The organism is Sphingobacterium sp. UBA3519, from assembly GCF_002377215.1.
Lineage (GTDB): Bacteria > Bacteroidota > Bacteroidia > Sphingobacteriales > Sphingobacteriaceae > Sphingobacterium > Sphingobacterium multivorum.
This window is the reverse complement of the sequence record NZ_DFPI01000003.1, coordinates 33,878-59,321: the sequence shown is the minus strand read 5'-3', so window position 1 is coordinate 59,321 and position 25,444 is coordinate 33,878. Positions and strand designations below refer to the sequence as shown.

At 39.1% G+C, this 25,444-nt stretch carries 22 protein-coding genes; 13 read left to right on the top strand and 9 right to left on the bottom strand.

The features are described 5' to 3' along the window. Positions 1-66 precede the first annotated feature (66 nt). Positions 67-882: a patatin-like phospholipase family protein gene (locus tag B3297_RS01625; protein ID WP_070561100.1), complete on the top strand. Its 816-nt coding sequence runs from the start codon at positions 67-69 to the stop codon at positions 880-882. Positions 883-990: 108 nt separating this feature from the next. Here B3297_RS01625 and B3297_RS01620 read toward each other — a convergent pair whose 3' ends face one another. Further along, a complete protein-coding gene (locus tag B3297_RS01620) occupies positions 991-1,905 on the bottom strand; it encodes a glycerophosphodiester phosphodiesterase family protein (RefSeq protein WP_070561099.1) in 915 nt (304 codons plus the stop codon). Positions 1,906-2,283: 378 nt separating this feature from the next. Here B3297_RS01620 and topA point away from each other — a divergent pair, with 378 nt between their 5' ends. The 3 genes from topA to cmk are packed head-to-tail and all read left to right on the top strand — an operon-like array spanning position 2,284 to position 5,794. Further along, a complete protein-coding gene (gene topA, locus B3297_RS01615; protein ID WP_070561098.1) occupies positions 2,284-4,683 on the top strand; it encodes a type I DNA topoisomerase in 2,400 nt (799 codons plus the stop codon). A gap of 2 nt (positions 4,684-4,685) precedes the next feature. Beyond that, positions 4,686-5,099 (top strand): hypothetical protein, encoded by a 414-nt coding sequence (locus B3297_RS01610; protein ID WP_046672862.1) that lies wholly within the window; start codon positions 4,686-4,688, stop codon positions 5,097-5,099. Beyond that, complete coding sequence (gene cmk / locus B3297_RS01605; protein WP_070561097.1) at positions 5,099-5,794, top strand: (d)CMP kinase; 696 nt, start codon at positions 5,099-5,101, stop codon at positions 5,792-5,794. Before B3297_RS01610 ends, cmk begins: the two co-directional genes overlap by 1 nt. A 52-nt stretch (positions 5,795-5,846) precedes the next feature. On the opposite strand, the gene B3297_RS01600 is transcribed toward cmk, so the two are convergent. The 4 genes from B3297_RS01600 to B3297_RS01585 form a co-directional block, all read right to left on the bottom strand. Then, positions 5,847-6,140, bottom strand: a complete 294-nt coding sequence (locus B3297_RS01600; protein ID WP_070561096.1) for a hypothetical protein — start codon at positions 6,138-6,140, stop codon at positions 5,847-5,849. A 162-nt stretch (positions 6,141-6,302) separates the two neighbouring features. After that, the gene (locus B3297_RS01595; protein WP_070561095.1) at positions 6,303-7,502 is read right to left on the bottom strand and encodes a pyridoxal phosphate-dependent aminotransferase; all 1,200 of its coding nucleotides are present in this window, start codon (positions 7,500-7,502) and stop codon (positions 6,303-6,305) included. A 97-nt stretch (positions 7,503-7,599) separates the two neighbouring features. After that, positions 7,600-7,974, bottom strand: a complete 375-nt coding sequence (locus B3297_RS01590; RefSeq protein WP_286778306.1) for a DUF1573 domain-containing protein — start codon at positions 7,972-7,974, stop codon at positions 7,600-7,602. A 98-nt stretch (positions 7,975-8,072) separates the two neighbouring features. Beyond that, the gene (locus B3297_RS01585) at positions 8,073-9,038 is read right to left on the bottom strand and encodes a KpsF/GutQ family sugar-phosphate isomerase (protein WP_070561093.1); all 966 of its coding nucleotides are present in this window, start codon (positions 9,036-9,038) and stop codon (positions 8,073-8,075) included. A gap of 101 nt (positions 9,039-9,139) precedes the next feature. Between B3297_RS01585 and recQ the strand changes: the two genes are divergently transcribed. The 3 genes from recQ (at position 9,140) to B3297_RS01570 (ending at position 13,338) form a co-directional block, all read left to right on the top strand. Beyond that, positions 9,140-11,329 carry a DNA helicase RecQ gene (gene recQ, locus B3297_RS01580; protein ID WP_070561092.1) on the top strand — a complete coding sequence of 730 codons (2,190 nt, stop codon included), beginning with the start codon at positions 9,140-9,142 and terminating at the stop codon, positions 11,327-11,329. Between the two features lie 14 nt (positions 11,330-11,343). Continuing rightward, positions 11,344-12,159 (top strand): 3-deoxy-8-phosphooctulonate synthase, encoded by an 816-nt coding sequence (gene kdsA, locus B3297_RS01575; protein WP_070561091.1) that lies wholly within the window; start codon positions 11,344-11,346, stop codon positions 12,157-12,159. An 84-nt stretch (positions 12,160-12,243) separates the two neighbouring features. Continuing rightward, positions 12,244-13,338, top strand: coding sequence for an SGNH/GDSL hydrolase family protein (locus B3297_RS01570; protein WP_070561090.1), 1,095 nt, complete (start codon positions 12,244-12,246; stop codon positions 13,336-13,338). A gap of 140 nt (positions 13,339-13,478) precedes the next feature. On the opposite strand, the gene B3297_RS01565 is transcribed toward B3297_RS01570, so the two are convergent. After that, the gene (locus tag B3297_RS01565) at positions 13,479-14,777 is read right to left on the bottom strand and encodes a DEAD/DEAH box helicase (RefSeq protein ID WP_070561089.1); all 1,299 of its coding nucleotides are present in this window, start codon (positions 14,775-14,777) and stop codon (positions 13,479-13,481) included. A 53-nt stretch (positions 14,778-14,830) separates the two neighbouring features. Continuing rightward, positions 14,831-15,160, bottom strand: a complete 330-nt coding sequence (locus B3297_RS01560) for a DMT family transporter (protein ID WP_070561088.1) — start codon at positions 15,158-15,160, stop codon at positions 14,831-14,833. Positions 15,161-15,410: 250 nt separating this feature from the next. Between B3297_RS01560 and B3297_RS01555 the strand changes: the two genes are divergently transcribed. From B3297_RS01555 to B3297_RS01530, 6 genes are all read left to right on the top strand, one after another. Continuing rightward, positions 15,411-17,561 (top strand): sensor histidine kinase, encoded by a 2,151-nt coding sequence (locus tag B3297_RS01555; protein WP_201639164.1) that lies wholly within the window; start codon positions 15,411-15,413, stop codon positions 17,559-17,561. 12 nt (positions 17,562-17,573) lie between these two features. Continuing rightward, positions 17,574-18,206, top strand: coding sequence for a response regulator (locus B3297_RS01550; RefSeq protein WP_070561086.1), 633 nt, complete (start codon positions 17,574-17,576; stop codon positions 18,204-18,206). Positions 18,207-18,518: 312 nt separating this feature from the next. After that, positions 18,519-19,799, top strand: coding sequence for a hypothetical protein (locus B3297_RS01545; RefSeq protein WP_115048823.1), 1,281 nt, complete (start codon positions 18,519-18,521; stop codon positions 19,797-19,799). 65 nt (positions 19,800-19,864) lie between these two features. Further along, on the top strand, positions 19,865-20,869 hold the full coding sequence (locus tag B3297_RS01540; RefSeq protein WP_070561084.1) for a YihY/virulence factor BrkB family protein: 1,005 nt from the start codon (positions 19,865-19,867) through the stop codon (positions 20,867-20,869). 67 nt (positions 20,870-20,936) lie between these two features. Beyond that, on the top strand, positions 20,937-21,476 hold the full coding sequence (locus tag B3297_RS01535) for a helix-turn-helix domain-containing protein (protein ID WP_070561083.1): 540 nt from the start codon (positions 20,937-20,939) through the stop codon (positions 21,474-21,476). Positions 21,477-21,582: 106 nt separating this feature from the next. Further along, positions 21,583-22,806, top strand: a complete 1,224-nt coding sequence (locus tag B3297_RS01530; protein WP_083295753.1) for a retropepsin-like aspartic protease — start codon at positions 21,583-21,585, stop codon at positions 22,804-22,806. A 65-nt stretch (positions 22,807-22,871) separates the two neighbouring features. Here the strand turns inward: B3297_RS01530 and B3297_RS01525 are convergent, their stop codons facing one another. Further along, the gene (locus B3297_RS01525) at positions 22,872-24,029 is read right to left on the bottom strand and encodes a Gfo/Idh/MocA family protein (protein WP_070561082.1); all 1,158 of its coding nucleotides are present in this window, start codon (positions 24,027-24,029) and stop codon (positions 22,872-22,874) included. Positions 24,030-24,063: 34 nt separating this feature from the next. After that, entirely contained in the window at positions 24,064-25,116 is a 1,053-nt protein-coding gene (locus B3297_RS01520) for a sugar phosphate isomerase/epimerase family protein (protein WP_070561081.1), read from the bottom strand. Between the last annotated feature and the right edge of the window lie 328 nt (positions 25,117-25,444).

Sequence of the window (25,444 nt, the reverse complement as noted above, 5' to 3'; positions counted from 1 at the left end):
TAACGATGATTATCTGTTTACATTGTTGCATGGATGTAAACAAGTGTTTCAAGTATTTGTATAACTATGGTGGAGAAAGCTTTTTTAAATCGTAAAGTTACCCTTGTTCTGGGCGGGGGTGGTGCAAGAGGCCTGGTGCATATTGGTATTATTCGACGTCTTGAAGAGCTGGGCTACGAAATCGATGAGGTGGTAGGTTGTTCAATAGGAGCGCTTGTCGGTGGTATCTATGCACAGGGGAAGATGGATGTTCTGGAAGAATGGATGCAGCGCCTGACGAAGAAATCGGTCTTTAATATGATGGATTTTAGCTGGAAGGGACTGGGGATGATGAAGGGGATCAAGGTGTTTAACGCCTTGAAATCTGTGATTCCGGATGCTAATATTGAGACTTTCCCTATTTTGTTTAAAGCCGTTGCGACAGATCTAAACTACGAAAAGGAGGTTGTGCTGGACTTTGGAAGTATGTATGATGCCATTCGGGCGTCGATTGCCATTCCCGCGGTGTTTACAGCTGTAGAAGACGACAATCATGTCTATGTTGATGGCGGGGTACTCAATCCATTGCCTATAAATCATGTCACCAAGAAAGAGAACCTAATCATAGCGGTTAATCTGGAATCTAAACCGGATAAACAATATTCTGTTATCAAAAAACTGGATACAAGGACTTCGAATTCGTTGGATATACTCCAAGCGTCATACTATGTGATGCGCAGGAAAATGAGCCGTATGATTGTTGATTTATACCGGCCCGATGTGGTGGTGGACATTCCCTATAATATCTGTAACCTTTGGGATTATCACCGCTCTGAATTTTTGGTCCAGAAGGGGCGGGAATATATTGACAAAGCATTAAAAAACAAAGCCAAAGCAAAGTAGTTTAGGACGATCAAGGGACTACTTTGCTTTGGCTGTACATGGTTTCTCTGGCATTGAGATACACTGAAACTGATATTTTTATTCTAAGCGAACCATGCGAAGTATTTGTTAAAACAAATTGGGGTAATCGCTAATAATGCCATCAACTTTCACGGCTTTTAGTTGCTCGATTTCTTCTTTCGTATTGACTGTCCAAGGAATGACCTTGATACCAGCTTTGTGACACTGCTTGACATAATCGCTTGTTACTATTTTATGATGCGGACTTATAATAAAAGGCGTAAAACCCAAAGCTGCAATTGTTTGCTCAATACTTTTTGTATGGTTTGCATCAATAAGATAAGAAACTTTGATTTGAGGATATGCTTTGTGCAGATAGTTAATGGCTCTGCTATCAAACGATTGAATAACGGTTCGCGCAGCAATTTTTTTATCGGTGATTACCTGTACCATAAGATCCACAAATTCTTCAACCCTTGGATGGAAAATACCATCTTTATCTTCCTTACTTTTCACTTCGATATTGTAAAACATCGGCGCTTTCCTTTTTAGATTTGCGTAGGCTTCAGTACTATCAATAAGGTCTGCTAGTTTTGCTATACGTGTAACCTGTTTTTTTTGTTCAGGAAACTCTTTGTAAAATTTCGATCCGATATCGTACTTAACCAGATCTTTATAAAGCATATCGTAAATTCTCAACGGTTTGTCCTTGTCAGAAATTTCGGTGCCATTGGGTTTCAATACAAACTTCGGGTTAAGGTAATCGTCGTGAAAGACAACAACCTTACGGTCTTTGGTAATATGACAATCCATTTCCAGTGTTGTCACCTTTGCAAAATCTATTGCATTTTTCATGGCAGCGATAGATTCTTCAGGGTATAGGCCGCGGCCACCACGATGCGCTTCCAAGCTAAGTTTAGGGAAATTGTCTGAAGTTGATTTTGCTGAATCTTTCATAACTGAACAAGATGCAAATGGTAATAACGTGCCCCAAAAGGCAATTCTGAGAAGACTTCTTTTCATTATTAAAATATTTAAACAAAATAGCGGAGTTGTTATATATTGCCCTTTTGAATAAGCGAATATACATATATATTTTGCTTTTACGTATTTTAACTGTTTCGAATACTTGATTTTGCAACTTTATGAAGGTGAATTCGAAACCGAATAAAGTTAAATGAATTTGTTTTGGTTTGAAATTGAGGGGCACAAAGTAGTTCGATGGGCAAATTACCTTGATCTGACAGCGTTTCTATGCCAACCATGAGCTCGTTACCTGCTTCTTGATTGTAGGATAAATTTCTTAATTGTCGACATGAAATCTATTTTTTTTGTCTTTTTTGTAAGAAATTATTGTCATTCCTTTCAGAATTCCCTTTATTTGCACAAATCTCAAATTAGATGGCGAAAAATTTATTGATAGTTGAGTCTCCGGCGAAAGCGAAAACGATAGAAGGGTATTTAGGAAAGGATTTTTTGGTCAAGTCAAGTTATGGACATATTCGCGACTTGGTGAAAACCGATGATGCAATTGATACCGAAAAGAATTTTGAACAAAAGTATGAAGTTCCATCCGACAAAAAGGCGGTTGTAAGTGAACTGAAGAAATTGGCTAAAGCTGCAGAAACCGTTTGGTTAGCGTCCGATGAGGACCGCGAAGGAGAGGCTATTTCATGGCATTTATTTGAGACTTTGGGATTAAAAGATGAAAGCACAAAAAGAATTGTGTTTCATGAGATTACAAAGCCAGCTATTTTGAAGGCTATTGACAACCCGCGTAAAATAGATTATAACCTCGTAAATGCACAACAAGCGCGAAGGGTGTTAGATCGATTAGTCGGATTTGAATTGTCTCCGGTTCTATGGAAAAAGGTGAAACCTTCTTTATCTGCCGGACGCGTGCAGTCAGTTGCGGTTCGTCTGATTGTAGATCGTGAGCGTGAAATCAATAAATTTGAACCCGAAGCGGCTTTTAAGATCGTTGCTTTTTTTCATACGGGAAAAGTTAAGGATAGTTTTAAAGCCGAGCTTCCGCAGCGTTTTGCGACAGAGGCAGAGGCGACCAAATTTTTGGAGGATTGTAAAGCAGCGCTTTTTTCTGTAAAAAATCTCGAAACAAAACCTGCGAAGCGTTCACCGGCAGCGCCATTTACTACATCAACATTACAGCAGGAAGCAAGCCGGAAACTTGGATTTTCGGTTGCCCGCACCATGCAGGTGGCTCAAAGGCTGTATGAATCAGGACGAATTACCTATATGCGTACCGATTCTGTTAATTTGAGTGATACGGCGATTGAGGCTGCTGAAAAGGAAATCAAATCGGCTTATGGTAACCAGTACCATAAAGTCAGAAAATATAAAACAAAGACATCGGGTGCACAAGAGGCGCACGAAGCTATTCGTCCTACTTATTTCTCTGAGCACACCATCGATGGCGATGCATCCGAAAAAAGATTATACGAGCTTATTTGGAAAAGAGCAATTGCTTCTCAAATGAGTGAAGCGGAGTTTGAACGTACATTGGCAAAAATCGACATATCAACTCGTACTGAAGATTTGAATGCTTCAGGAGAGGTGATGAAATTTGATGGATTCTTGAAAGTTTACATGGAATCCTTGGATGACGATCAAGACAACGCGATGGACGAAGATAGTGACAATGCTATTCTTCCACCATTAGCTGTTGGTATGCCATTAACGTTGAAAAACATGTCGGCGACGGAGCGTTTTACACGACCTCCAGCACGTTATACGGAAGCTGCTTTGGTGAAAAAATTAGAGGAATTGGGAATTGGCCGTCCTTCAACCTACGCCCCTACGATTTCAACGATTCAAAACCGCGGGTATGTCATAAAGGAAGAGCGTGAAGGTAAATCGCGCGATTACCGTGTACTGACATTAAAGGATGCCGAATTAACAGCGGTAACAAAAACCGAAATCACTGGTGCCGAAAAAGGAAAAATGTTTCCAACAGATATCGGTGTTGTCGTGAATGACTTTTTGGTTGAACACTTCAACGGTATTGTGGATTTTCATTTTACGGCCAACGTAGAAAAAGAATTTGATGATATTGCGCATGGACTGACCGAATGGACAAAAATGCTGCATGATTTCTATGGGCCTTTTCATTCTGAGGTAGAAGATACTTTAGTCAATGCAGATCGTGCGAATAATGAGCGTGAGCTCGGTGTCGATCCGGTTTCCGGTAAGCCTGTTTCGGTTCGCATTGGTAAGTTCGGCCCATTGGTACAGATTGGTTCTCCTGACGATGAAGAGAAACCTCGTTTTGCTTCCTTGAGAAAGGGACAGATGATCGAAACCATTACTTTTGATGATGCCATGGAATTGTTCAAATTACCGAAAAAAGTTGGTTTATTTGAAGATAAGGAAATGACGGTTGCTGTTGGGCGATTTGGACCTTATATCCGTCACAATTCGGCGTTTTACTCACTACCAAAAGGTGTTGACCCATTGGATGTGACAGAAGAAGAGGCGATACAGATTATCAAAGACAAACGTCAGAAAGATATCGAAAAAGTGATTCGGGTTTTTGATGAAAATCCGGATGCTCAGATTGAACAGGGACGCTGGGGGCCATTTATTCGTTTTGGCAAGCAGAATCTGAAGATTCCTAAGGGAACGGAAATTGAAAAAATTACCTATGAAGATGTGTTAAAATGGGCTGAGGCGGATGCGCCAAAAGGAAAAGCAACTAAAACAAAAACAACAGAAAAGAAAACTGTAGCAAAAAAGACTACCGCTAAGAAGGCTCCAGCTAAAAAAACTACAAAGTCTAAATAAGCATGAAAGCAGATTTGCCTGAAAATATAGTCAAAGACATTATGATCGCCGTCGTTTTGGAAGGTGAGACGGTGGAGACAAAAAATTGGACTGTCTATGTTATCAACGACAAGAATATTGCTATTCAGAACGTGCTGATTAGCTCAAAAGGTTATGGCGAAAAGGATGGCCGACAAGTAACAACAACGACTTTGCGTCATTTTATTGGTAATATAGAAGCTAAATCTTTCGATCGTGTTGAAGCGATTGATGAACAGGTATTCGGGCTTACAAATGAATATTGGTTGAGTTTTTATATTGATAACATTATTTACGATAAAAAATATATCTTTTTACCTGAAAGCATTGTGGATGGTAACCTGACTAAGGTTCCTTTGGTCAATCGCCCAGGTGTAATCATAGGAGGAAACGAATAATGAGTGGACGTCACAATTTTATTATTGCCATAGATGGTTTTTCCTCCTGCGGTAAGAGTACACTGGCAAAAGCTTTGGCAAAAAAACTGAAGTTTGCCTTTATTGATAGCGGAGCCATGTATAGGGCTGTCACACTCTATTTTATCCGGCATAAAATAGCGCTGGATGATCAAGAAGCGATCGAAAGCGCACTAAAAGATATCCATATTGATTTTATCCCAAATGCAATAAAGACGGAGATCCATCTAAATGATGAGGATATTTCGGAAGAGATCCGTCAGATGTATATTTCTGATAAAGTTAGTGATGTGAGTGCAATTAAAGCTGTCCGGGTTGCCATGGTTGCCCAGCAGCAAAAATTGGGTAGCAGACGAAATATTATTATGGATGGCCGTGATATCGGTACTACTGTTTTTCCAGATGCTGATCTGAAGATTTTTATGACGGCCGATCCTAAAGTACGTGCTGCGCGACGTTATTTGGAGTTGACGGAAAAAGGGGAGGATGTGACGTTGGAAGAAGTCGTGGAAAATCTTGCAACACGTGACCGTATCGACAGTACCCGTGCGGAAAGTCCATTACGACAAGCGGAAGACGCGATTGTTTTGGATAATTCTAATCTGACACCAGAACAACAGCTCCATTTTGTTGAAGAAGAGTATTTGAAAGCTAAGGCTGCAAAAGTCCAATTATAAAACACAAAGAAGGCCGATTATTTAATCGACCTTCTTTGTGTTTGGAATATCATTATTTTATACTGTTAATTTGTTGTTGTTCCAATAATTTTCCAACATTGTTCTTTTCTCCAAACTCTGCTGTCTCATCTTGAAAAGATTCCAGAAGAGCTTTAATAGCATCTGAATTATCTGCTGTACGTTGATAGATATCGGGAATTGTTTTTTCGATATTTTTATCGCCGAGTTCAATGTTATCAACTTCGATTTTGCCTATTTTTTCCAAAACAGCTTGCTGGCTATTTCTGACATCTTCTAATTCTCTCGCTATTTTTTCCATCAATTGGAATTTCTTCAATTTATCCATATGAAATCGCTTTTGTTACTATTAGAAGAACAAGATGCTTCAAAACTTTGTTTTGTTTTTTTTTAAAAAGAAATAGAATTGGGGTTTATGGGAAGGAACCATGAAAAAAGAAAAAGGCGGAACATGCATGTTCCGCCTTTCTTAAGTGCTGTTATCTTATTGTTAATTTGTGCGTCCCGGATACACTTGGAGTGCTTTCTCTAAGCAAACTAAAGCGCTTTTAAGATCATCCTGATTCAGTACATAGGCCAGGCGGACTTCATTTACTCCAGCACCCTCTGTACTATAAAAGCCCGTAGCTGGAGCCATCATAACTGTTTCGTTATTGTAAGAGAACTCTTCCAACATCCATTGACAGAATTTATCTGCATTATCAATTGGTAATTTGGCTACGACGTAAAATGCGCCACCCGGGTTAGGAGAGTAAACTCCTTCAATGGCATTGAGCCCTTTTACGAGGGTATCTCTTCTTGCTGTATATTCTTTGGATACCGCCTCGAAGTAACTGTCTGGTGTATCAACAGCAGCTTCACCCGCTATTTGTCCTTCTAAGGATGGGCTTAAGCGCGCTTGTGCAAATTTCAGTGCTGTCTGATATAGTTCTTTATTTTTGGTAATGATACATCCAATACGCGCACCACAAGCGGAGTAACGTTTTGATACTGTATCAAAAATAACGACATTATTTTCGAGACCTTCTAAATGCATTGGTGAGATAAACGCTCTGCCATCGTAACAAAATTCACGATAAGCCTCATCTGAAAAAAGGTAAAGATCATATTTTAGACAAAGTTCACGAAGAGCTTCGAGTTCTTCTCTGGAATAAAGGTAACCTGTAGGGTTATTTGGATTACAGATGCAGATTGCTTTGGTTTTAGCGGTAATTACTTTTTCAAATTCGGCGATGGAAGGTAATGCAAATCCACTTTCAATATAGGACATGATTGGTTTGATTACCACATCGGAGGAACAAGCAAAACCATTGTAATTCGCATAAAATGGCTCTGGAATGATGATCTCTTCGCCTTCATTTAAACAGGCTTGCATAGCGATCATAATCGCTTCCGAACCACCATTTGTTACTAATATATCTGTCGGCTCGATATTATAATTTAGCTTATTATAATATTCTGCTAACTTGTTTCGGTAAGAGGCTGTACCTTCAGAAGGTGTGTAGGCCCACACTTTGAACTGTATATTTTTCAAAGCATTAAGCATCACTTCAGGTGTTTGGATATCAGGTTGTCCGATATTGAGGTGATATATCTTTTTACCTTCTTTTTTTGCTTGATCAGCATATGGCGTCAACTTTCTAATAGGCGACGCAGGCATATTCAGCCCTTTTTCTGATATTACTGGCATTATAGTTTTTTTAAAATTAGTAGTGCAAAGCTAACCAAAATAAAACGAAAAAAGCCACATGATAATGTGGCTTTTTTCGTTTTATCTATGGGAATTGTTATTCTACAATACCCTTAATGTATAGCGTTTTTACAGGAGTCTTGGTATTCGACTGCACCGTGAAGCTCTTTGTGAATGGCGCTTTTGCTGCAGCATTGTAAGTCACTTTAATCGTACCACTTTCTCCTGGTTTGATTGGCGTTTTTGTAAATTCTGCTACAGAACATCCACAGGTAGGCACCACGTTGGAAATGATAATTGGCTCGCTACCGGTGTTAGAAAATTTGAAATTATACGAAACGGGCGTGCCGGCAGGAATTTTACCAAAATCATGTGTTTCTTTTTCGAATTTAAATTCTCCTTGTCCTGTTTGCATCGAAGAAAAACTAATAAAGGAAATGATCACTGCTAAGATTATTATATACTTTTTCATGCTTCTAAAATATTACTTTACGATTAAAATAGTACAACTGATATGCCAAATTTAATATTTATTGCCAATTTATTGTACATCTAACAACTTTATTACAGTTATATTATCCCTTCTTTCAATAGATCCTGTATGTGGATAACACCAGCGTAATTTCCTTTGTCGGAAACCAATAGTTGTGTGATATTGTTTTCACGCATAATATGGAGCGCATTGGCGGCCAATTCATCTTTATCGATAATTTTAGGTGATTTTCCCATGATATCGGCGGCAGTAATTGTCGCTAAATCCGTGTGTTTCTCCAGCATACGACGGATATCACCATCTGTGATGATGCCAAGTATGTTTTCATCATCCAACACGGCGACAGCTCCCAGTCTAAACTGTGTTATGGTGATGATGATATCACTTACTGTGGCTTGTTGTGGGACGCTAGGTTTGCCATTCTGATCGGATAGATCGCCGACTCTCAAGTACAGCTTTTTGCCTAATGCTCCTCCTGGATGGTATTTTGCAAAATCTTTATCCGTGAAATCACGGCACTCTTGTAATACCACGGCAAGCGCATCACCCATTGCCAACTGAGCAGTTGTACTTGAAGTTGGTGCAAGGTTGTTGGGACAAGCTTCTTTCTCAACGGTGGTATTTAAAATATAGTCGGCATTTTTAGCGAGGTAGGAATCTGTATTTCCGACCAAAGCAACCAATACATTCTTTGTCTGTTTTAAAAAGGGAACAAGTACTTTAATCTCAGGTGTATTACCACTTTTAGAGATGGCAATAATCAAATCATTTTGTTGGATGATACCAAGATCTCCATGGATAGCATCAGCAGCATGCATAAAAATCGATGGTGTACCTGTCGAATTGAGCGTTGCAACTATCTTTTGAGCAATAATAGCGCTTTTACCAATTCCAGTTACAATAACTCGGCCGTGCAAATTAAGAATACGATCGACAACGGTAACAAAATCATCATCAATATATTGAGCTAAAGCAGCTACTGCCTTGGCTTCTTCTTGAATAGCTTGAATAGCTATATTTTTTATTTCGTAGTTGTTTTTCACAAAAAATACTCTTACTTTTATGTATTAGAATAGATTGCAAAAATAGATTATTTTTCAAGATTATTTCTTCATTTATCTATCTTATTTTTGCCCAAGGCGCAATGGAAATAGAAAAATCACTTTTCGACAATTTACAAGATTTTTTTGGTTTTGATACTTTTAAGGGGGATCAGGAGGCAATTATAAACAGTATTCTTCAACGGAGAGACACGTTTGTAATTATGCCAACCGGAGGAGGGAAATCAATTTGCTATCAACTTCCAGCACTCATGAGTGAGGGGACTGCAATTGTTATTTCTCCGTTGATTGCTTTAATGAAAAACCAAGTAGATCAGCTTCGTGCATTCGGTGGCGAAGATAGTATCGCTCATTTTTTGAATTCTTCATTGAATAAAAGTGAGATTACAAAGGTTAAGGATGATGTAATCGCTGGGAAGACCAAATTGCTGTATGTCGCTCCGGAATCTCTTGCTAAGCAAGATAATTTGGACTTCTTACACCAAATCACCGTGTCATTTGTAGCGGTTGACGAAGCGCATTGTATTTCCGAATGGGGACACGATTTTAGACCAGAATATCGTAAAATACGCCAGGTCATTAATGAAATAGGGGCCAATATTCCTATTATTGCGCTTACAGCGACAGCAACACCTAAAGTACAGTCTGATATTCGTAAAAATTTGCAGATGACTGATGCTGTTTTATTTAAGTCATCATTTAATCGTAGCAACTTATATTACGAGGTAAGACCTAAAAAAGATGTCGTAAAAGAAATTGTACGTTTTATCAAAACCAAATCGGGTAAGACGGGCATTGTCTATTGTTTGAGCCGTAAAAAGGTAGAAGAAATCAGTGAGGTTTTGAACCTAAATGGCATCAAAGCTTTACCTTACCACGCGGGTTTAGACGCCAAAACAAGAGCAGATACACAGGATAAATTTTTGATGGAGGATGTCGAAGTGATTGTGGCTACCATTGCTTTTGGTATGGGAATAGATAAACCTGATGTTCGTTATGTGATTCACCACGATATTCCTAAATCCATGGAGGGATATTATCAGGAAACTGGACGTGCTGGACGTGATGGGGGTGATGGTTATTGCTTGGCTTTTTATTCGGAAAAAGATGTTGAAAAACTGACCAAGTTTATGAAAGATAAACCTGTGGCTGAACGTGAGATTGGCACGCAGATCTTAAAAGAGGTTATTGATTATTCGGAGTCTGCAGTATGTCGCCGTAAACAGATTCTTCATTATTTTGGAGAAAATTTTGACGAGCAGGGCTGTAATAATATGTGTGATAATTGTCGTTCGGAAAAAGAATATTTTGAGGCCGAAGACGCTTTAAAAGATGTATTGGGCTTTATTCAAGAACAGGGTGAAAAATTTGATGATCATCACGTGATTAACGTCATGATCGGCCAAAACAACCAACCCGTATCCGCCTATAAACATGATGAACATCGTCTTTTCGGAAAGGGCAAAGATAAAGGTGTTATTTATTGGAAATCCTTACTTAGGCAGGCAGTGCTTGATAACTTTATCGAAAAAGATATTGATCATTATGGCCTTTTAAAATTGACAGCTATTGGTCGTCATTATCTGGATAATCCTTATCAACTAAAATTTGTTTTGAATCGTCCAATTGAAGGGGGGGATAATACAAATTCGGAAGATACAGGACAGGGTACAGGGGCCTTAGATACCGTCTTGTTGGGTATGCTTAAAGATTTACGTAAGAAAATTGCAAAGGGCAAGTCCCTGCCGCCGTTTGTTATCTTTCAAGATCCTTCGCTGGAAGAGATGTGTACACATTATCCAATTGCTATCGATGAGTTGAAACAGATTCAGGGGGTAGGGAATGGTAAAGCGATTAAATTTGGTGCTCCATTTATTGCCTTGATCAAAGACTATGTTGAGGAGAATGAAATTGATAGACCTGTGGATCTTGTCATTAAGAGTACAGCTAATAAATCGGCATTAAAAGTGTCTATTATTCAAAATATCGATCGTAAAATTGCATTAGATGATATTGCCTCAGCTAAGGGGATAACTTATGAAGAAATATTGAAAGAAATTGAGACGATCGTAAACGCAGGAACGAAAATCAATATCAATTACTTTATTGATGAGGTCATAGATGAGGATCGTCAAGATGAGGTATATGACTATTTTAAGACAGCAGAGACTGATTCAATTAATGATGCGCTTAAAGAATTAGGTGGAGACGATTATAGCTATGAGGATCTCCAATTGATGCGAATCAAATTTTTATCAGAACTCGGCAATTAATTTTTTATAATTATATGATTAACAAATACATTCCCGAAATCAAGAATGGGACATCGCAGAATTTCTTTTTAATGGCGGGGCCATGTGCAATTGAAGGAGAAGAAATCGCTTTGCGTATTGCTGAAAAGATTGTTACAATTACAGATAAACTAAATATTCCGTACATTTTCAAGGGATCTTACCGTAAGGCCAATAGATCGCGGCTAGATTCATTTATGGGGATAGGTGATGAGAAAGCGTTGAAGATTTTAGAGAAAGTTGGGAAAACTTTTGGTGTACCGACGGTGACGGATATCCATGAGAGCCATGAGGCGGAAATGGCAGCCGCATACGTTGACGTTCTTCAAATTCCAGCATTTTTGTGCAGACAGACTGACTTATTAGTTGCAGCAGCAAAAACGAACAAGGTGGTCAATGTAAAGAAAGGTCAGTTTTTGAGTGCTGGATCTATGAAATTTGCAGTGGATAAGATCGTGGAATCTGGAAATGAGAAGGTTTTTTTAACTGATCGGGGTAATACGTTCGGCTATCAGGATCTCATTGTAGATTATCGCGGGATTCCCGAAATGCGTTCTTTTAACGTGCCCACAATAATGGACTGTACACATTCCTTACAACAACCGAATCAAACTTCTGGCGTAACAGGAGGGAAACCAGCATTAATTGAAACAATAGCCAAAGCTGCAATAGCGGTGGGAGCCGACGGCCTGTTTATAGAAACACATCCTGATCCGGCAAATGCGAAGTCTGATGGCGCCAATATGTTACATTTGGATTTACTTGAAGGCTTGATGGAAAAACTGGTCCGAGTTAGACAAGCTATTTTATAGTATAATAAATAAATCGCAATAGAAAGGAGCCAATAGGCTCCTTTTTTATAATCAATTACACCAAACTTAAAGCTAAATTATTGTATGTTCTCAAAAGTTGCATTGACAGCGTTTTTGTTGTTGTCTTTTTCTGCCATCAAAGCGCAGGAGAGTTATAGTTGGTTTTCTCCACTAGAAGATAAGCATGTGGAAGGTAGGCTGGAGAATCAGAAGCTTTCGGCCTTCAATAGACTTCCGGATGAACTGGAAAGCCAGGTACGTAAACCCGTATGGGAACTGGGGAAGAATAGTGCGGGATTCTATATTGACTTTCAAACTACTTCACCTGAGATTATGGTTCAATACCAAGTGGCTGGCGGTTTAAATATGCCCCATATGCCAACAACAGGTGTCAGTGGGCTTGATCTTTATGCTTATGATACTGTAAACAAGGAATGGAAATGGGCTTATGGCAATTATGATTTTTCGGATACCATTTCTTATACATGGAAGAATATAGGGCGCAATGGAAAATTTAATTACCGCTTATATCTTCCGCTATACAATACGGTTAAGTGGTTAAAGATTGGTGTGCCAAATACCGCTAAATTAACGTATACCCATACCACAGCAGCCAAACCTATTGTTGTGTATGGGACCTCGATTGGACAGGGGGCCTGTACCAGTCGCCCAGGCTTAGCTTGGACCAACCAAGTGGGACGTGCGTTTGACCATGAAATGATCAACTTATGCTTTTCTGGTAACGGTCGATTGGAACAACCGATTTTGAATGTGATGAATAGTGTAGATGCTGCCTGTTATGTGTTGGATTGTATTCCTAATCTTGCTATTTCAAAGTCGCTAACAGAAGAGCAATTGGATTCACTGTTGGTCAATGCGGTGACATTTTTAAGAAAAGAACATCCGACGACACCCATTATTTTGACACAGCATAGTTCGGGGAGCATAGCCGAAGTCTTTAATGAAGATAAAAATGCGGAATACCAGCAAAGTAGCCGTGTGCTGAAGGCGACTTTTGAAAAATTACAATCAAAAGGAATCCGTCAGCTTTTCTTATTGTCGAGTCAAGACCTTAATCTGGATCTGAATTCGACCGTTGACTACGCTCATCCAAATGATCAAGGTATGGAAAGAATCGCAAATGCGTATATTAAATTGTTGAAGAAAATTCTCAAGTAAACTACAGTCAACGAGGACTTCACCATAGCAGTATTTCGAATTTACCTCATCGAAGGGAAATTGTGTATGAAAAGGATTTGTTGATAAAATGATAACAGTATGCTGTTATTTAAAAAAGGGAAGTTTTAAACTTCCCTTTTTTATTTCTTTTTCATTTTCATGGTCATTTTTGCCTTTTCGCCACCGCCATAATTAAAAGTCTTGGCATTGCTTTCTTTCTTTTGGTGGAATGCGCCACCTCGGGAAAGATCTTCTTTATCTTCCTCCTTGCTCGACTTTTTCTTTTTGTCGGTGATGGGATTATAGATTACAAGATCCTCTGGCAGTTCCAAAACATCCATTCTTTTACCGACAGCCTGTTCTATTTTTTTAACCATGGGTAATTCCAGATCTGTTGTGAAAGTCAACACGACTGATTCTTCATTTTCGTCATTTTTAACAAGATGATTTAAGAATTCCTCCTTTTCATTTGGTAACTCAAATTGAAAAATGAATGGAACAGCGGAAAGGTCTACATCGTTCGTATTTTCCCGTGCAATTATTAGGACACGAGATTGACTATTTTCCTTGAAATCTTCCATCGTCTCATAGCCAAAATCATCATAGAACAATGGATTGAGGATAGCAATTTCTTCTTTATTGCTACTGAACAAACTGCTGGCCAACTTTTGGGCAGTAAGCTTCGAATTTACAAAGACGACTACTTTTTGAAATACTTCTTTATCCTGCAACAGAAGATTTAATAAATTGATCTTTGTTGTGAAATTAGGAACATGATATAATAATAGATCTAGGGTGTCGACAGTGTCATTCTCAAGTTCATCTATTTCGACCGAGGCACAATTTTCATTCATGAAATTGTCGATCATGTCATAAAGTTTTTGGTGTTCAACAGTACTGAAAACTAAATGTTGTACTTTTCCGCAGCTTTCGGCTAATTCCCTTACCGTATTTTGCATTCCTTGTTTGATAATCTCTTCAGCATCATCGATAATCAGTGTCTGAATACGGTTGAGATTCAAAGCCAATTTAAGATAGATAGCTCTTGCACGATTTGGGGTAGCTACAACAATGTCTTTTCCATCAACCAGTTCTTCGATTTCTTCTTCCATGCTGCCTGAAGCCCGCAATCCAATGATGCGAAGATCTTTATTTTTGCTTAATTGATAGAATCTCTCAACAATTTCGTCGATACGTTCTTCATTAGGCGCCAAGATCAAAAACTTCGGAGCTTCATCTGTTGTGAATTTCAACTTCATCAAGGTAGATAAGACATAAGTTGTGGTTTTGCCTGCACCTTCTGGAGCGATGGCAATCACATCCTGTCCACCAAGAATTCTGGAAATGCATCTACTTTGAATTTCCTTTGGAGCAAGATAACCGAGTTCGGTCATCGTAGCATTCAATCTTTTGCTAAGTTTTAGTTTCTCTAACGACACGTATCCTTTTATTTATGTAAGTTACAAAAATACAAATTTTGATCTTAGATCAACTAATGTGCGCCCATTTTTGAAAACAGATTGATAATAATGACTCCAACAACAATCAAGACCATACCGATAATGGCTGCTGTATCGGGAATCTGTTTAAATAAGAACATACCAATAAGCGTAATGGCTACAATACCAACGCCAGACCAAATTGCGTAGGATATTCCGACGGGCAGGTATTTAAGTGTGATACTTAAAAAATAGAAGGCAATAATATAGCCTACAATACAGAGAATGGTAGGCTTTATAAGGGTAAAACCCGCAGACTTCTTGAGGAAAGTGGTTGCAAATATCTCTGCGGCTATAGCAAGAAAAAGATAGGTGTACTTCATTGTTACAAAGGTACAATTTTTTGCTCAGCAAGGTTCGGTTAATTAGGTCAATAACAGGGGGAAGTTAATTTATTTTCGAGACAACGAATTGCGTATAAGAGCAATTTTATCTATGTTTGGCCAATTCACATAGCTAGACGCTAGATTTGATTTTATGGGGCATGTTCGAACTTTTTGGAAATCTGTACTAATATTCTTTGTTTTATTGTGCTTTTGCGATGCTATTGTTGCGCAAGAACAGCTGCAAGATTTGCAGAAGTCGTATTACAGTCTTCCTTTAGGAAGTAAAGAACGGTTTGTGTTAACGGGTAAATATGCACAAGCCCTATATTTTAGTAATGAAAAAGCGCTGGCCAGTCAATTGCTTAATGATAATATTCAGTTGGCCAGAAATTATCCTGACAAGCAATATTATGCCTATTTGAATTGTATTGCTGCCATGAACAGTTTTAATGATCATGCATTTGAAAAATCACGCTATTATTTAGAACATGCTAAATCTGTACTCCCCATAGTTAACGATAATGGAATAAAGGGGTATGTGCATTATTGTGATGGATGGGTTATGACACGACAGAATAAAGAGGATGAGGCTGTTTCCCAATTCCATAAAGCAATTTCATTTTTAGAGAAGGCGCCACCGACTGAGGCAAATATCGCCCGAAAATTGGCAGTTTATAAGGAGCTTACAGCGATCTATGCAAACCAACGCAATTATGATTTTCAAGAAAAGTACACCACGCTTCTGCTGGAAACGGCGAAGGAAGGAAAGAATGTCAATAGCCTATTTGACGCTTACATGCAGGCTGGTTACCTATTTGAAGAGGAGTATAGATCCAATAATGCAGACCAAAATCTATTAAGGAAAGCTGAACAACACTATCTTGAGGCTTACAATTTGGTAGAAAAGAACGAGAAACATCTTGTTAATCCAACAGATTTAGCTTACGTTTCTGTTAATTTAGCGAATCTGTACCATGAGTTTTATCCAGAAAATGGTGGTAAAAAAGCAATATCATATGCGAAACAGGCCTTAGATATTGCTGCTGAAACGGGACAATATGCCATTACAATACCTGCTTACGGTATCCTCGCTGATGAATCTTTCAAAGTCGGACATCGAGAGGAAGGAAAAAAATATCTGCAGCAGGCACTGCACAATCTTCAAAGAGAGCCCCATTATGATTACCAAGTCGGGTTAAGCCTGTTTAGCAGACTGGCTGAAGTAAGTGTTGAAGAGGGTAAATATGAGGAAGCTTTCAATTATCAAAAAAGTTACATAGATGTATTTGAAAAAGCATTTAATTCGGATAAACTGGATAAGACGAAGCAACTTGAGCTAAAGTATGAGCGTGAATTGCAAAACCAAAAGTTAATGCGGCTTCGATTGGAAGGCGAGAAAAAGGAACAGCAGATCAAGCTGATGAAAGTCTTGAACGATAGACAACGTCAACTGGTGGAGAATTTGAAATTAAATGAACTCAATCGAACACAACAGCTCAAGGTACTCCAACTTGAACGGGATAAAAAGGAACAGGATTTGCAATTAAGCCAACTGGAAAATGAACAGCGCTTGCAAGAACTTGACGTGTCAAAAAAGCAAATTGCCTTTAAATCACGAATGAATTCAATTTATATTTGGTTGTTCGTCAGTTGTTTGGTTGTGATTGTTTTGCTGTTTTATGCGTATTGGCAACGTTCAAAGGCCTTGAAGCAGAAGGTTCATTTGCATGAACTGGAGATGGAAAAGAATAATCAACAACATGCTATTAAAAACCTGACTGCAATGCTGGCCGGGGAAGAGAAAGAGCGTACCCGTCTTGCTCGCGACCTGCATGATGGATTAGGAGGTTTGCTGTCAAGTACCAAATTGGGATTATCAGCCATAAATAAAAATGTATTGGAGCAGGAATCCATGAAAGAAGGAATCGATCGAAGTATTGATTTGCTGGACGGGGCTGTAGATGAACTTCGCCGGCTTGCACATAATCTTATGCCAGATTTAATTGTAAAATATGGTTTGAAAGAAACTTTAAGAGACTATGCAAACCGAATGAGTCAATCGACATGTCAAGTAGAATGTGAATTTTTACAATTTGAATCAACCTTAAGCACGGAACAGGAAATTTCTTTGTACAGAATTATTCAAGAATTGGTGAATAACGCGTTGAAACATGCTAATGCGGCCAACATTTTAATACAGCTTTCTTCACATAATAAACGTTTACATATTACTATTGAAGATGATGGCAAGGGTTTTGATATGGAAAGTGTCGATTTGCAGCACTCTGCGGGAATGCATAATGTGCGGTCAAGACTTTCGTTTCTACACGGGGAAATGAAGGTTATGTCGGAGAATGGAGCGGGTACAACCATAGAATTGGAATTACCTATGATTTAACTTTTTGGAAAAATGATAAAAATAGCGATTACAGACGATCACCCTTTGCTACTTGAGGGATTGAAAAACATTATAAATGCGCATGAAGATTTTGAAGTTGTGGGCATGTATTCCAGCGCCACTGAACTGTTCCATCGTATTCCTGCTGATATGCCATTGGTATTGCTGCTCGATATCAATCTGCCGGATGCTAACGGTATTGATTTGGTTAAAGGTCTAAAGGAAAGCAATAAGGATTTGAAAATTATTGCGTTTAGTGTACATAATGAATTTGCAGTGATTAACAGCATTTTAAATGAGGGTGCCAATGCCTATCTACAGAAAAATGCAAATGGTGATGAAATAATTGCTGCCATTTCCGCTGTTCTTGTCGGCAAAAGGTATCTCTGTGAGAAAACGCAGGCGATCCTGAACAAGAAGGTGGAAATGGGGCTTAAGCAGGTGCCAAAATTGACACGTCGCGAGAAAGAGGTGCTTACTTTCGTGGCGCAAGGAATGACAACAAATCAAATTGCCGATTCATTGTTTATCAGTTCACATACGGTAGAGAGCCATCGCAAAAATCTAATGGAAAAATTTCAAACCAAAAGTGTTACTGCGGCAGTAAAATCGGCTATAGAATACGGATTAATTCGGGAAGCCTAATTAGACTCCCCAATTCCCTGATTTCAGGGATGAAAAGATCCCCAGGCATTTGATACTTTTGCTATTATTGATTTTAAAATAGAAGGTATCAAGTGCATTGCTGAAACCTAGTTTTTACGCTCTTTTCAGAGAAGGTATTGTTTCAGCCTTTGATTCATTGATCTATTTTAAATCGAATAGGTTTCAGAACAAAATTTCAAATCTAGGATTTTCTTAAGGAGCTCAATACTGCAGAATCTAATTTCTTAGTTGAGGGGTCTGTCAGATAGTTCTTTACGAGATAAACTACCAAAAATTACTGATTCAATTGTTATGATTAAAAAAATAATGCTTTGGACGATAGCTGTCCTCGTACTGTTGGCGATTGTCGCCTGGGGCGGATATATACTACGACAGCAAGAATCCTATAAATCATTGGTCCATAAAAAAAGTAAGGCTTTGTTGACCATATCATTGGATGATATCCTGCTGAATCAGTTTTTTAATAAATGGCAGTCAGCGCCGAAAGAGGGACAGGATTTTGGCAAAAAACTAAGTAAACTCAAAGATAATGGTATTGATATAAAAGCGAATGTATTTCTTTTTGCTTTGGAACCGCATCCAAAAAACTTTTATGCTTTTTTTCAGCTAAAAAATAAACAACAATTTTTGACCTTTCTAAAGGATGTATTACAGGTTGGTGCGGTGGAAAGTAATCTCGCCCCTGATGTGAGCTATGCCTATCATCAACCGAGTAAAATCGCCTTTATCTGGAAAGGGGATGATCTGCTGCTAGGTCTAGGCTTTGATCTTGATACAAAGAAGGAAGAAATGCTTCAGCTAATTCAATCAAAAGAGGACCGGGTTACCATAGAACAATTTATCAACCGTCCAAGCACGTTGACCGGAAAATCACTGCGTTATAGCAATATTTCAACAGATAATTTTATCGAACTTGATTTGAAAGGAGACCATGTCGAAGTATCCGGCGAATTTTTCTCAACAGATTGGAATTTTCCAAAGGAATATCTTGTGAGAGAACTCGCTTCCGCAAAATACATTGGTAAAGCTTGGATCAATATACCCAATAGTCAATTTAAAAATCAGCTAAAACAACTACTTAGTGAACTCCCTTTAGCCGCCGATTCTATTATAACACATTTGGATGGAAATTACGTCGATATTGAAATTTTGAAAAATAAGGTCATTCAAACAGATACCATTATAAATTATGCGGTTGATGAAAATTTTGAAACGATCGAAGAGAAAACACCGTACGAAACGAAAGTTCCGGATGTAAGAATAGCCATGCGTGGAGATAGCGACATGAGTAGATTCCTCCCCAATAAATTATTTTATCACTGGTTTCAAAAACAAGATAAGGGATTTAGTTTGCTGTCCACATCAAAGGATATTGATAAACTTAACGTAGCTTACAATAAGACGGTTGAACTATCCCATGTGGCAGTTCATTTGGCGGATTGGCCAAATGAGGCTAAAATATCACCGATTCTATTATTGAAAACGATCGCGTCAGACATTACGCTGAGCCTTAAAGTTGCAGACCACAATCGCTTGGTTCTCCAGGGAACAATAGGAGACTACTCGCATTAAAACGCGTTAACGACAAACATTCTTAGCTTCTCAATGGTTTGTTTTGGAGTACAAAGTACAAGAACATGGATAAACGAACTAAAAGTAGAAGTAAGGTGAAAACCTATTGGCGAATTTTAAAGAGTACGGTGGCTGGATTTTTGAATGAGGATTCGATGAAATATAGTGCTTCATTATCTTATTATACTGTTTTCTCTATTGGTCCTATATTGGTTTTAATGATTGCCTTAGCTGGAATTTTTTATGGTGAGGATGCGATTGAAGGGAAAGTATTCCTGGAACTCCGCGGTTTGGTGGGAAGCAATGCTGCAAAACAGATTCAAGAAGTTATTCAGAATTTGCAGCTTTCGGGAAAATCAAACCTGGCGTTGCTTATCAGTAGCATTACATTGGTTTTAGGAGCAACGACGGTTTTTGGGGATATACAGAATTCGATTAACAAAATTTGGCACGTAAGGGCAAAGCCGAAAAAAGGCTGGTTAAAATTGATTCAGGATAGATTGTTATCTTCGTCTTTGGTGATTGGATTGGGCTTTTTATTAGTCGTTACACTCATCGTAAATGGTGTAATATTGGCGTTGACAGATCAGCTACAGCATTATTTCCCGGACGTGACCGTAATGTTAATGGATGGGATTAACTTTGCATTGTCTTTTGGAATTATATTCTTGTTATTTAGTGTCATATTTAAAGCACTTCCGGATGTAAATATTCACTGGCGGACCGTACGGGCGGGTGCCTTATTTACGTCAATTTTATTTGTATTGGGACGTTATTTAATTGGAGTCTATCTGGAGCATTCTGCAACCCAAGATACCTATGGTGCGGCAGGTTCATTTGTGTTGATCTTACTTTGGGTCTACTACACAGCAGCTATTTTATATTTTGGTGCAATCTATACAAGGGAGTACGCCACTGTCATGGGCATCCCTATTGAACCCTCGCAATATGCCGTGCATGTTGAAACGCAGGAAATTGAGCGTAATGTAACCGAAATACCTCCGGCCCCGTTAACACAAGAGGAGCAGACGATTACCGAAGAGGATACTACGATCCCCAAGAAAGCATAAACATTAGATTTACTGAATTCTTACCACCAAATTCTGTAAATTTGATGGTAAGATCGATCTATTGTTTATGAACAAATTACAATCATTACGTGAGAAACTCAATTTAACACAAGAGGAACTAGCGCAAAAATCAAATATTTCAGTAAGAACAATTCAGCGGATTGAAGCGGGGCAGTCGCCAAAGGGTTACACCCTTCGCGCACTTGCACAGGCATTGAATGTGGAGGAATCGGAGTTTTCTGCGTATGATATACCTCTTGAGTCAGAAAACTTGAGATGGATCAAGATTATCAACCTGTCTTCCTTACCCTTTTCTATATTGCCACCATTAAATATTTTGGTACCTGTCGCAATTATGCTCTTCAAAAAACAGCATTCATATAAAGTTCGCCAGTTAATCTCAATTCAAATCGTATCGACTTTAATTGCTGTTTTACTGATGCTTATTATTTTTATACTGAACGATTGGGTAGGTATTAAAAGCAATGTGAAATTGCTTATTCCGTTATGTTGGATACTTATGAATATAATCATTATACTGCGAAATGCGATTGGATTAAATAAAGCTGGGCATGCACGTATTTTGCCCGATATAAGTATATTATAGGTGCTTTTATACAATTGTCGGCTAGCTGTCGGGACATTGTCGGGCTGTAAAAGGGTATTCTTCGTCTGGTATTTTTTTTCTTTGATCTTCAAAAAAATGCAAAATTATGAAAACAGACAATCAAAAGAAGAAACGCCATATTGCCTTGGCTACCTTTGCTATTATTCTTTCTTTTTTTACGATGACGAACGTCTTTCCGCAAGCTAAGATTCCTTTGATCAAAGCTTCATCTGAGAAAGCCGGTATTACAGATGGCGCCTATTGCCATGTTGACTGGAAATTAGATCCCAAGGCAGATCCCGACGTCTATTTCGTAAATATTCCAACAAAAGAAAGTACAGTTGTTTTTAAAACAGATCAGGAGGAATTGACTGTGATGACTAAACCCGGGTCGATGTATGATTTCATAGTACTATTGAATGGAACGGATTCTTGTCACGTTCGTATAAGCGCTCAATTACCGCCGGATCTACCCACAATGGATAATAGTAATTTATTTCCGATGCGGATACCGTTTCGTCTTATTGGCTCACGGATTTTCCTGAACGGTACAATTAACAAAAAAGACGTTACGATACAGTTTGATTTAGGAGCTGGAACTGGCGTTGTTAATAGAAATAACGCAAAGCAGCTGGATTTATCATTTTCATCGTTTACGACAGTTGCGAATACCGACGGGCTTAATAACGAGCGGACAAGTCTGGGCAATGAATTGCATATTGGGCCGATTGTTTGGAAAAACGTGTCAGTGACTGAGGTCGGTAATATGAAGCCTTTTGAAGATCTTATTATTGGCAACAGTTTCTTTCGAAATCACATTATTGAAATCGATTATGATAAAATGGAATTGGTAATTCATCGCGATCTCCCCACTAAAGCAAAGAAGTATACAAAGCTTCCAGTATACTATGAGCAAAACCGACCCAAGTTTAAAGCTGCTTTTAGACATAACCAACAAGACTACGATTTTTGGTTCCTTTTTGATACAGGTCGTGATGGTACGATGCTGTTAGGGGAAGATTTTACCGGTATAGATCATAATTGGACCGATCTAACGCCGCTTACCATGATCAGTAACCGTAAGATTATCCGTTTGGATGCTTCAATAGCTGGTGTGGAGTTTAAAGATATTGTGACGAATGCCGCTGATCCGGCCAAGCCCAATGGCAGACCAAGCCTGTTCGGAAATCAGATTCTGAACCATTTTAATGTCATTTTGGATAATCAGGAAGGATTTCTTTATCTGAAACCAAACAGCAGGATCAAGGAACCTTATTCAAACTATGAGGGCTATTTGAAACAGATGTCTCAGTCAATGCAGAAAAATTAAAGTGAGCAGCCAATGCCGTTTGTTCAGGGAGCAAATGACATTGGCTACTTATGGTAAGTATGTATCTAACGAATAAAATCGGTCCATTTCTGTTCGGATTTTCCCGAGGCAATTACAGTTTCTAGAAACTTCATGCCACGCAGACCATCAGCTACAGTTGGAAAATCAGTATCTTCTTCTCGCGGCTCTATACCTTGCATTGATGCCAATAGTGTGGCTGCAAAATTTCTATAAATATTGGCAAATGCTTCGATATATCCTTCGGGGTGACCGGCCGGTAGACGAATGTTATGTTTGGCGATTGGTGAAAGGTACTGCTGACCTGCACGAAATAGCTGGATTGGCGCATCGAGCTGTTTAAAGATGAGTGTATTTGCATCCTGCTGGTTCCATTCCAATCCCCCAAGTTCACCATATACTCTAATTTTTAACGCATTTTCTTCTCCTGCAGCAACTTGGGATGCCGATAGTACGCCGGTGGCTCCATTCTCAAATCCAAGTAATATGTTGCCGTCATCTTCAAGTTTTCTTCCGGTCACAAATGTTTGAAGATCGGCACACATTTTAGTGATTTTTAAACCGGAGATATATTCCGCTAGGTGGGCAGCATGTGTCCCAATATCGCCCATACAACCACTTTTTCCGCTCTTTTCCGGATCTGTCCGCCAGAAGGCCAGAGAAGGACTATTTTCGATCATCTTACTTAGCCATCCCTGCGGATACTCGACCATAATTTTTCTAATCGAACCTAATTGGCCCTCTTTGACAAGATGACGGGCTTGTTTCACCATCGGATAGGCAGAGTAGGTGTATGTGACACAGAGTATTAGTCCAGTTTCCGCTACTTTTTGTTGGAGCAATTCGGCCTGTTCTGTTGTCAGAGTCATCGGCTTTTCAAGCACGACATGGAAGCCATGTTCCAGCGCCATCATTGCTGGTTCGAAATGAGCAAAATTGGGCGTGACGATACTCACAAAGTTCATGCGATCATCCGCCGGACGTTTACTTTCCTCGACAATCATTTCCCGATAACTTCCATAGCTCCTTTCCTCTGGAAGCCCTAAAAGCGCAGCGGATTCTTTTGCGACAAGTGGATCAGCACTCAGTGCTCCGCAACATAATTCAATCAGACCGTCAATTCCAGTAGCCATGCGATGTACAGCCCCTATAAATGCATTTTTTCCACCGCCGATCATGCCCATTTTTAGTTTTGTATTGCGCATAAAGTTGATTTTTTAATGAGGATATCTTTCGTATTTACAAACCCAATAGTTTGCGGTTAAGGCTATCATTGGTTTCGACGGCAGCAAAATTATCGAACGCCTTATCAGTAACACGGATAATATAGTCTTTAATATGTAGCGCGCCTTCCCGTGCACCATCTTCAGCATTTTTGAATGCACATTCCCATTCCAGTACTGCCCAGCCTTGATAATCATATTGTGTGAGTTTGGTAAATATGGATTTGAAATCCACTTGTCCATCACCAATTGATCTAAAACGACCTGCTCTTGACTGCCAGCTCTGGAAGCCACCATAGACGCCCTGACGACCAGAAGGATTGAATTCAGCATCTTTAACATGGAACATTTTAATTCGTTTATGGTAAATGTCGATGAATTGAAGATAGTCAAGACATTGAAGGACAAAATGGGAGGGATCATAGAGAATGTTTGCCCGCTTGTGATAATTTACATTTTCGAGAAATAAGTCAAAAGTAGCACCGTCATGGAGATCTTCTCCAGGGTGTAATTCATAGCATAGGTCGACATCATACAGGTCACATTCATCAAGAATGGGTAACCATAATTTTGCAAGCTCAGCAAAACCTGTTTCGATCAACTTCGCGGGTCTTTGTGGCCAAGGGTATATAAATGGCCATAGAAAGGCTCCACTAAAGGTCGCCAGCGCTTTAAGCCCGAGATTGTGGGAAGCTCGTACGGCATATTTTAATTGCTGGATCGCCCACTGTTGTCGTGCTTGAGGATTACCATGTAAATGCTGTGGTGCAAATGCATCAAATAGATCATCGAAACTTGGATTTACAGCCACTAATTGCCCTTGGAGATGGGTTGAGAGTTCGGTAATTTCCAATCCGAAAGACTGTACTTTCGCTTTTAGATCAATTGCATAGCTTTTATCGAGCGCTGCTTTTTCTAGATCGATAAAACGGGCATCCAAGGTGGGCAGTTGTATACCCTTATAGCCAAGTGCTGCAGCCCACTGGCAGATAGAGTCCAAGGAGTTAAATGGCGCTTCATCACCGATAAACTGCGCGAGGAAGATGGCAGGGCCTTTAATTGTTGTCATATGTATTGCGTTTAGAAAAAGACTACGTTATGTACAAAACAGATCCATATTCCAATACGTTTAAAGAAATGGCTGCGTCTGTCGTTTATACTATTATAATTTGGTTATCCAAGCTACCTGCTTGTTTAATACAATATTACAAAAATTTGCAACCGGTTGCAATAAAATCAAAAAAAACCTTAAACTTGTCTAGACGATCCATTCTTACGCTTTCCAAATGATATAAGAATGTCTCGTCTAAACAAGTAAAGCTATCAGGCACCAGTGTGGCGCTTGATTGTGGAGAAGACTTGATTTGAGCGGGAAATTTCCCCGCGAGTAATAACCC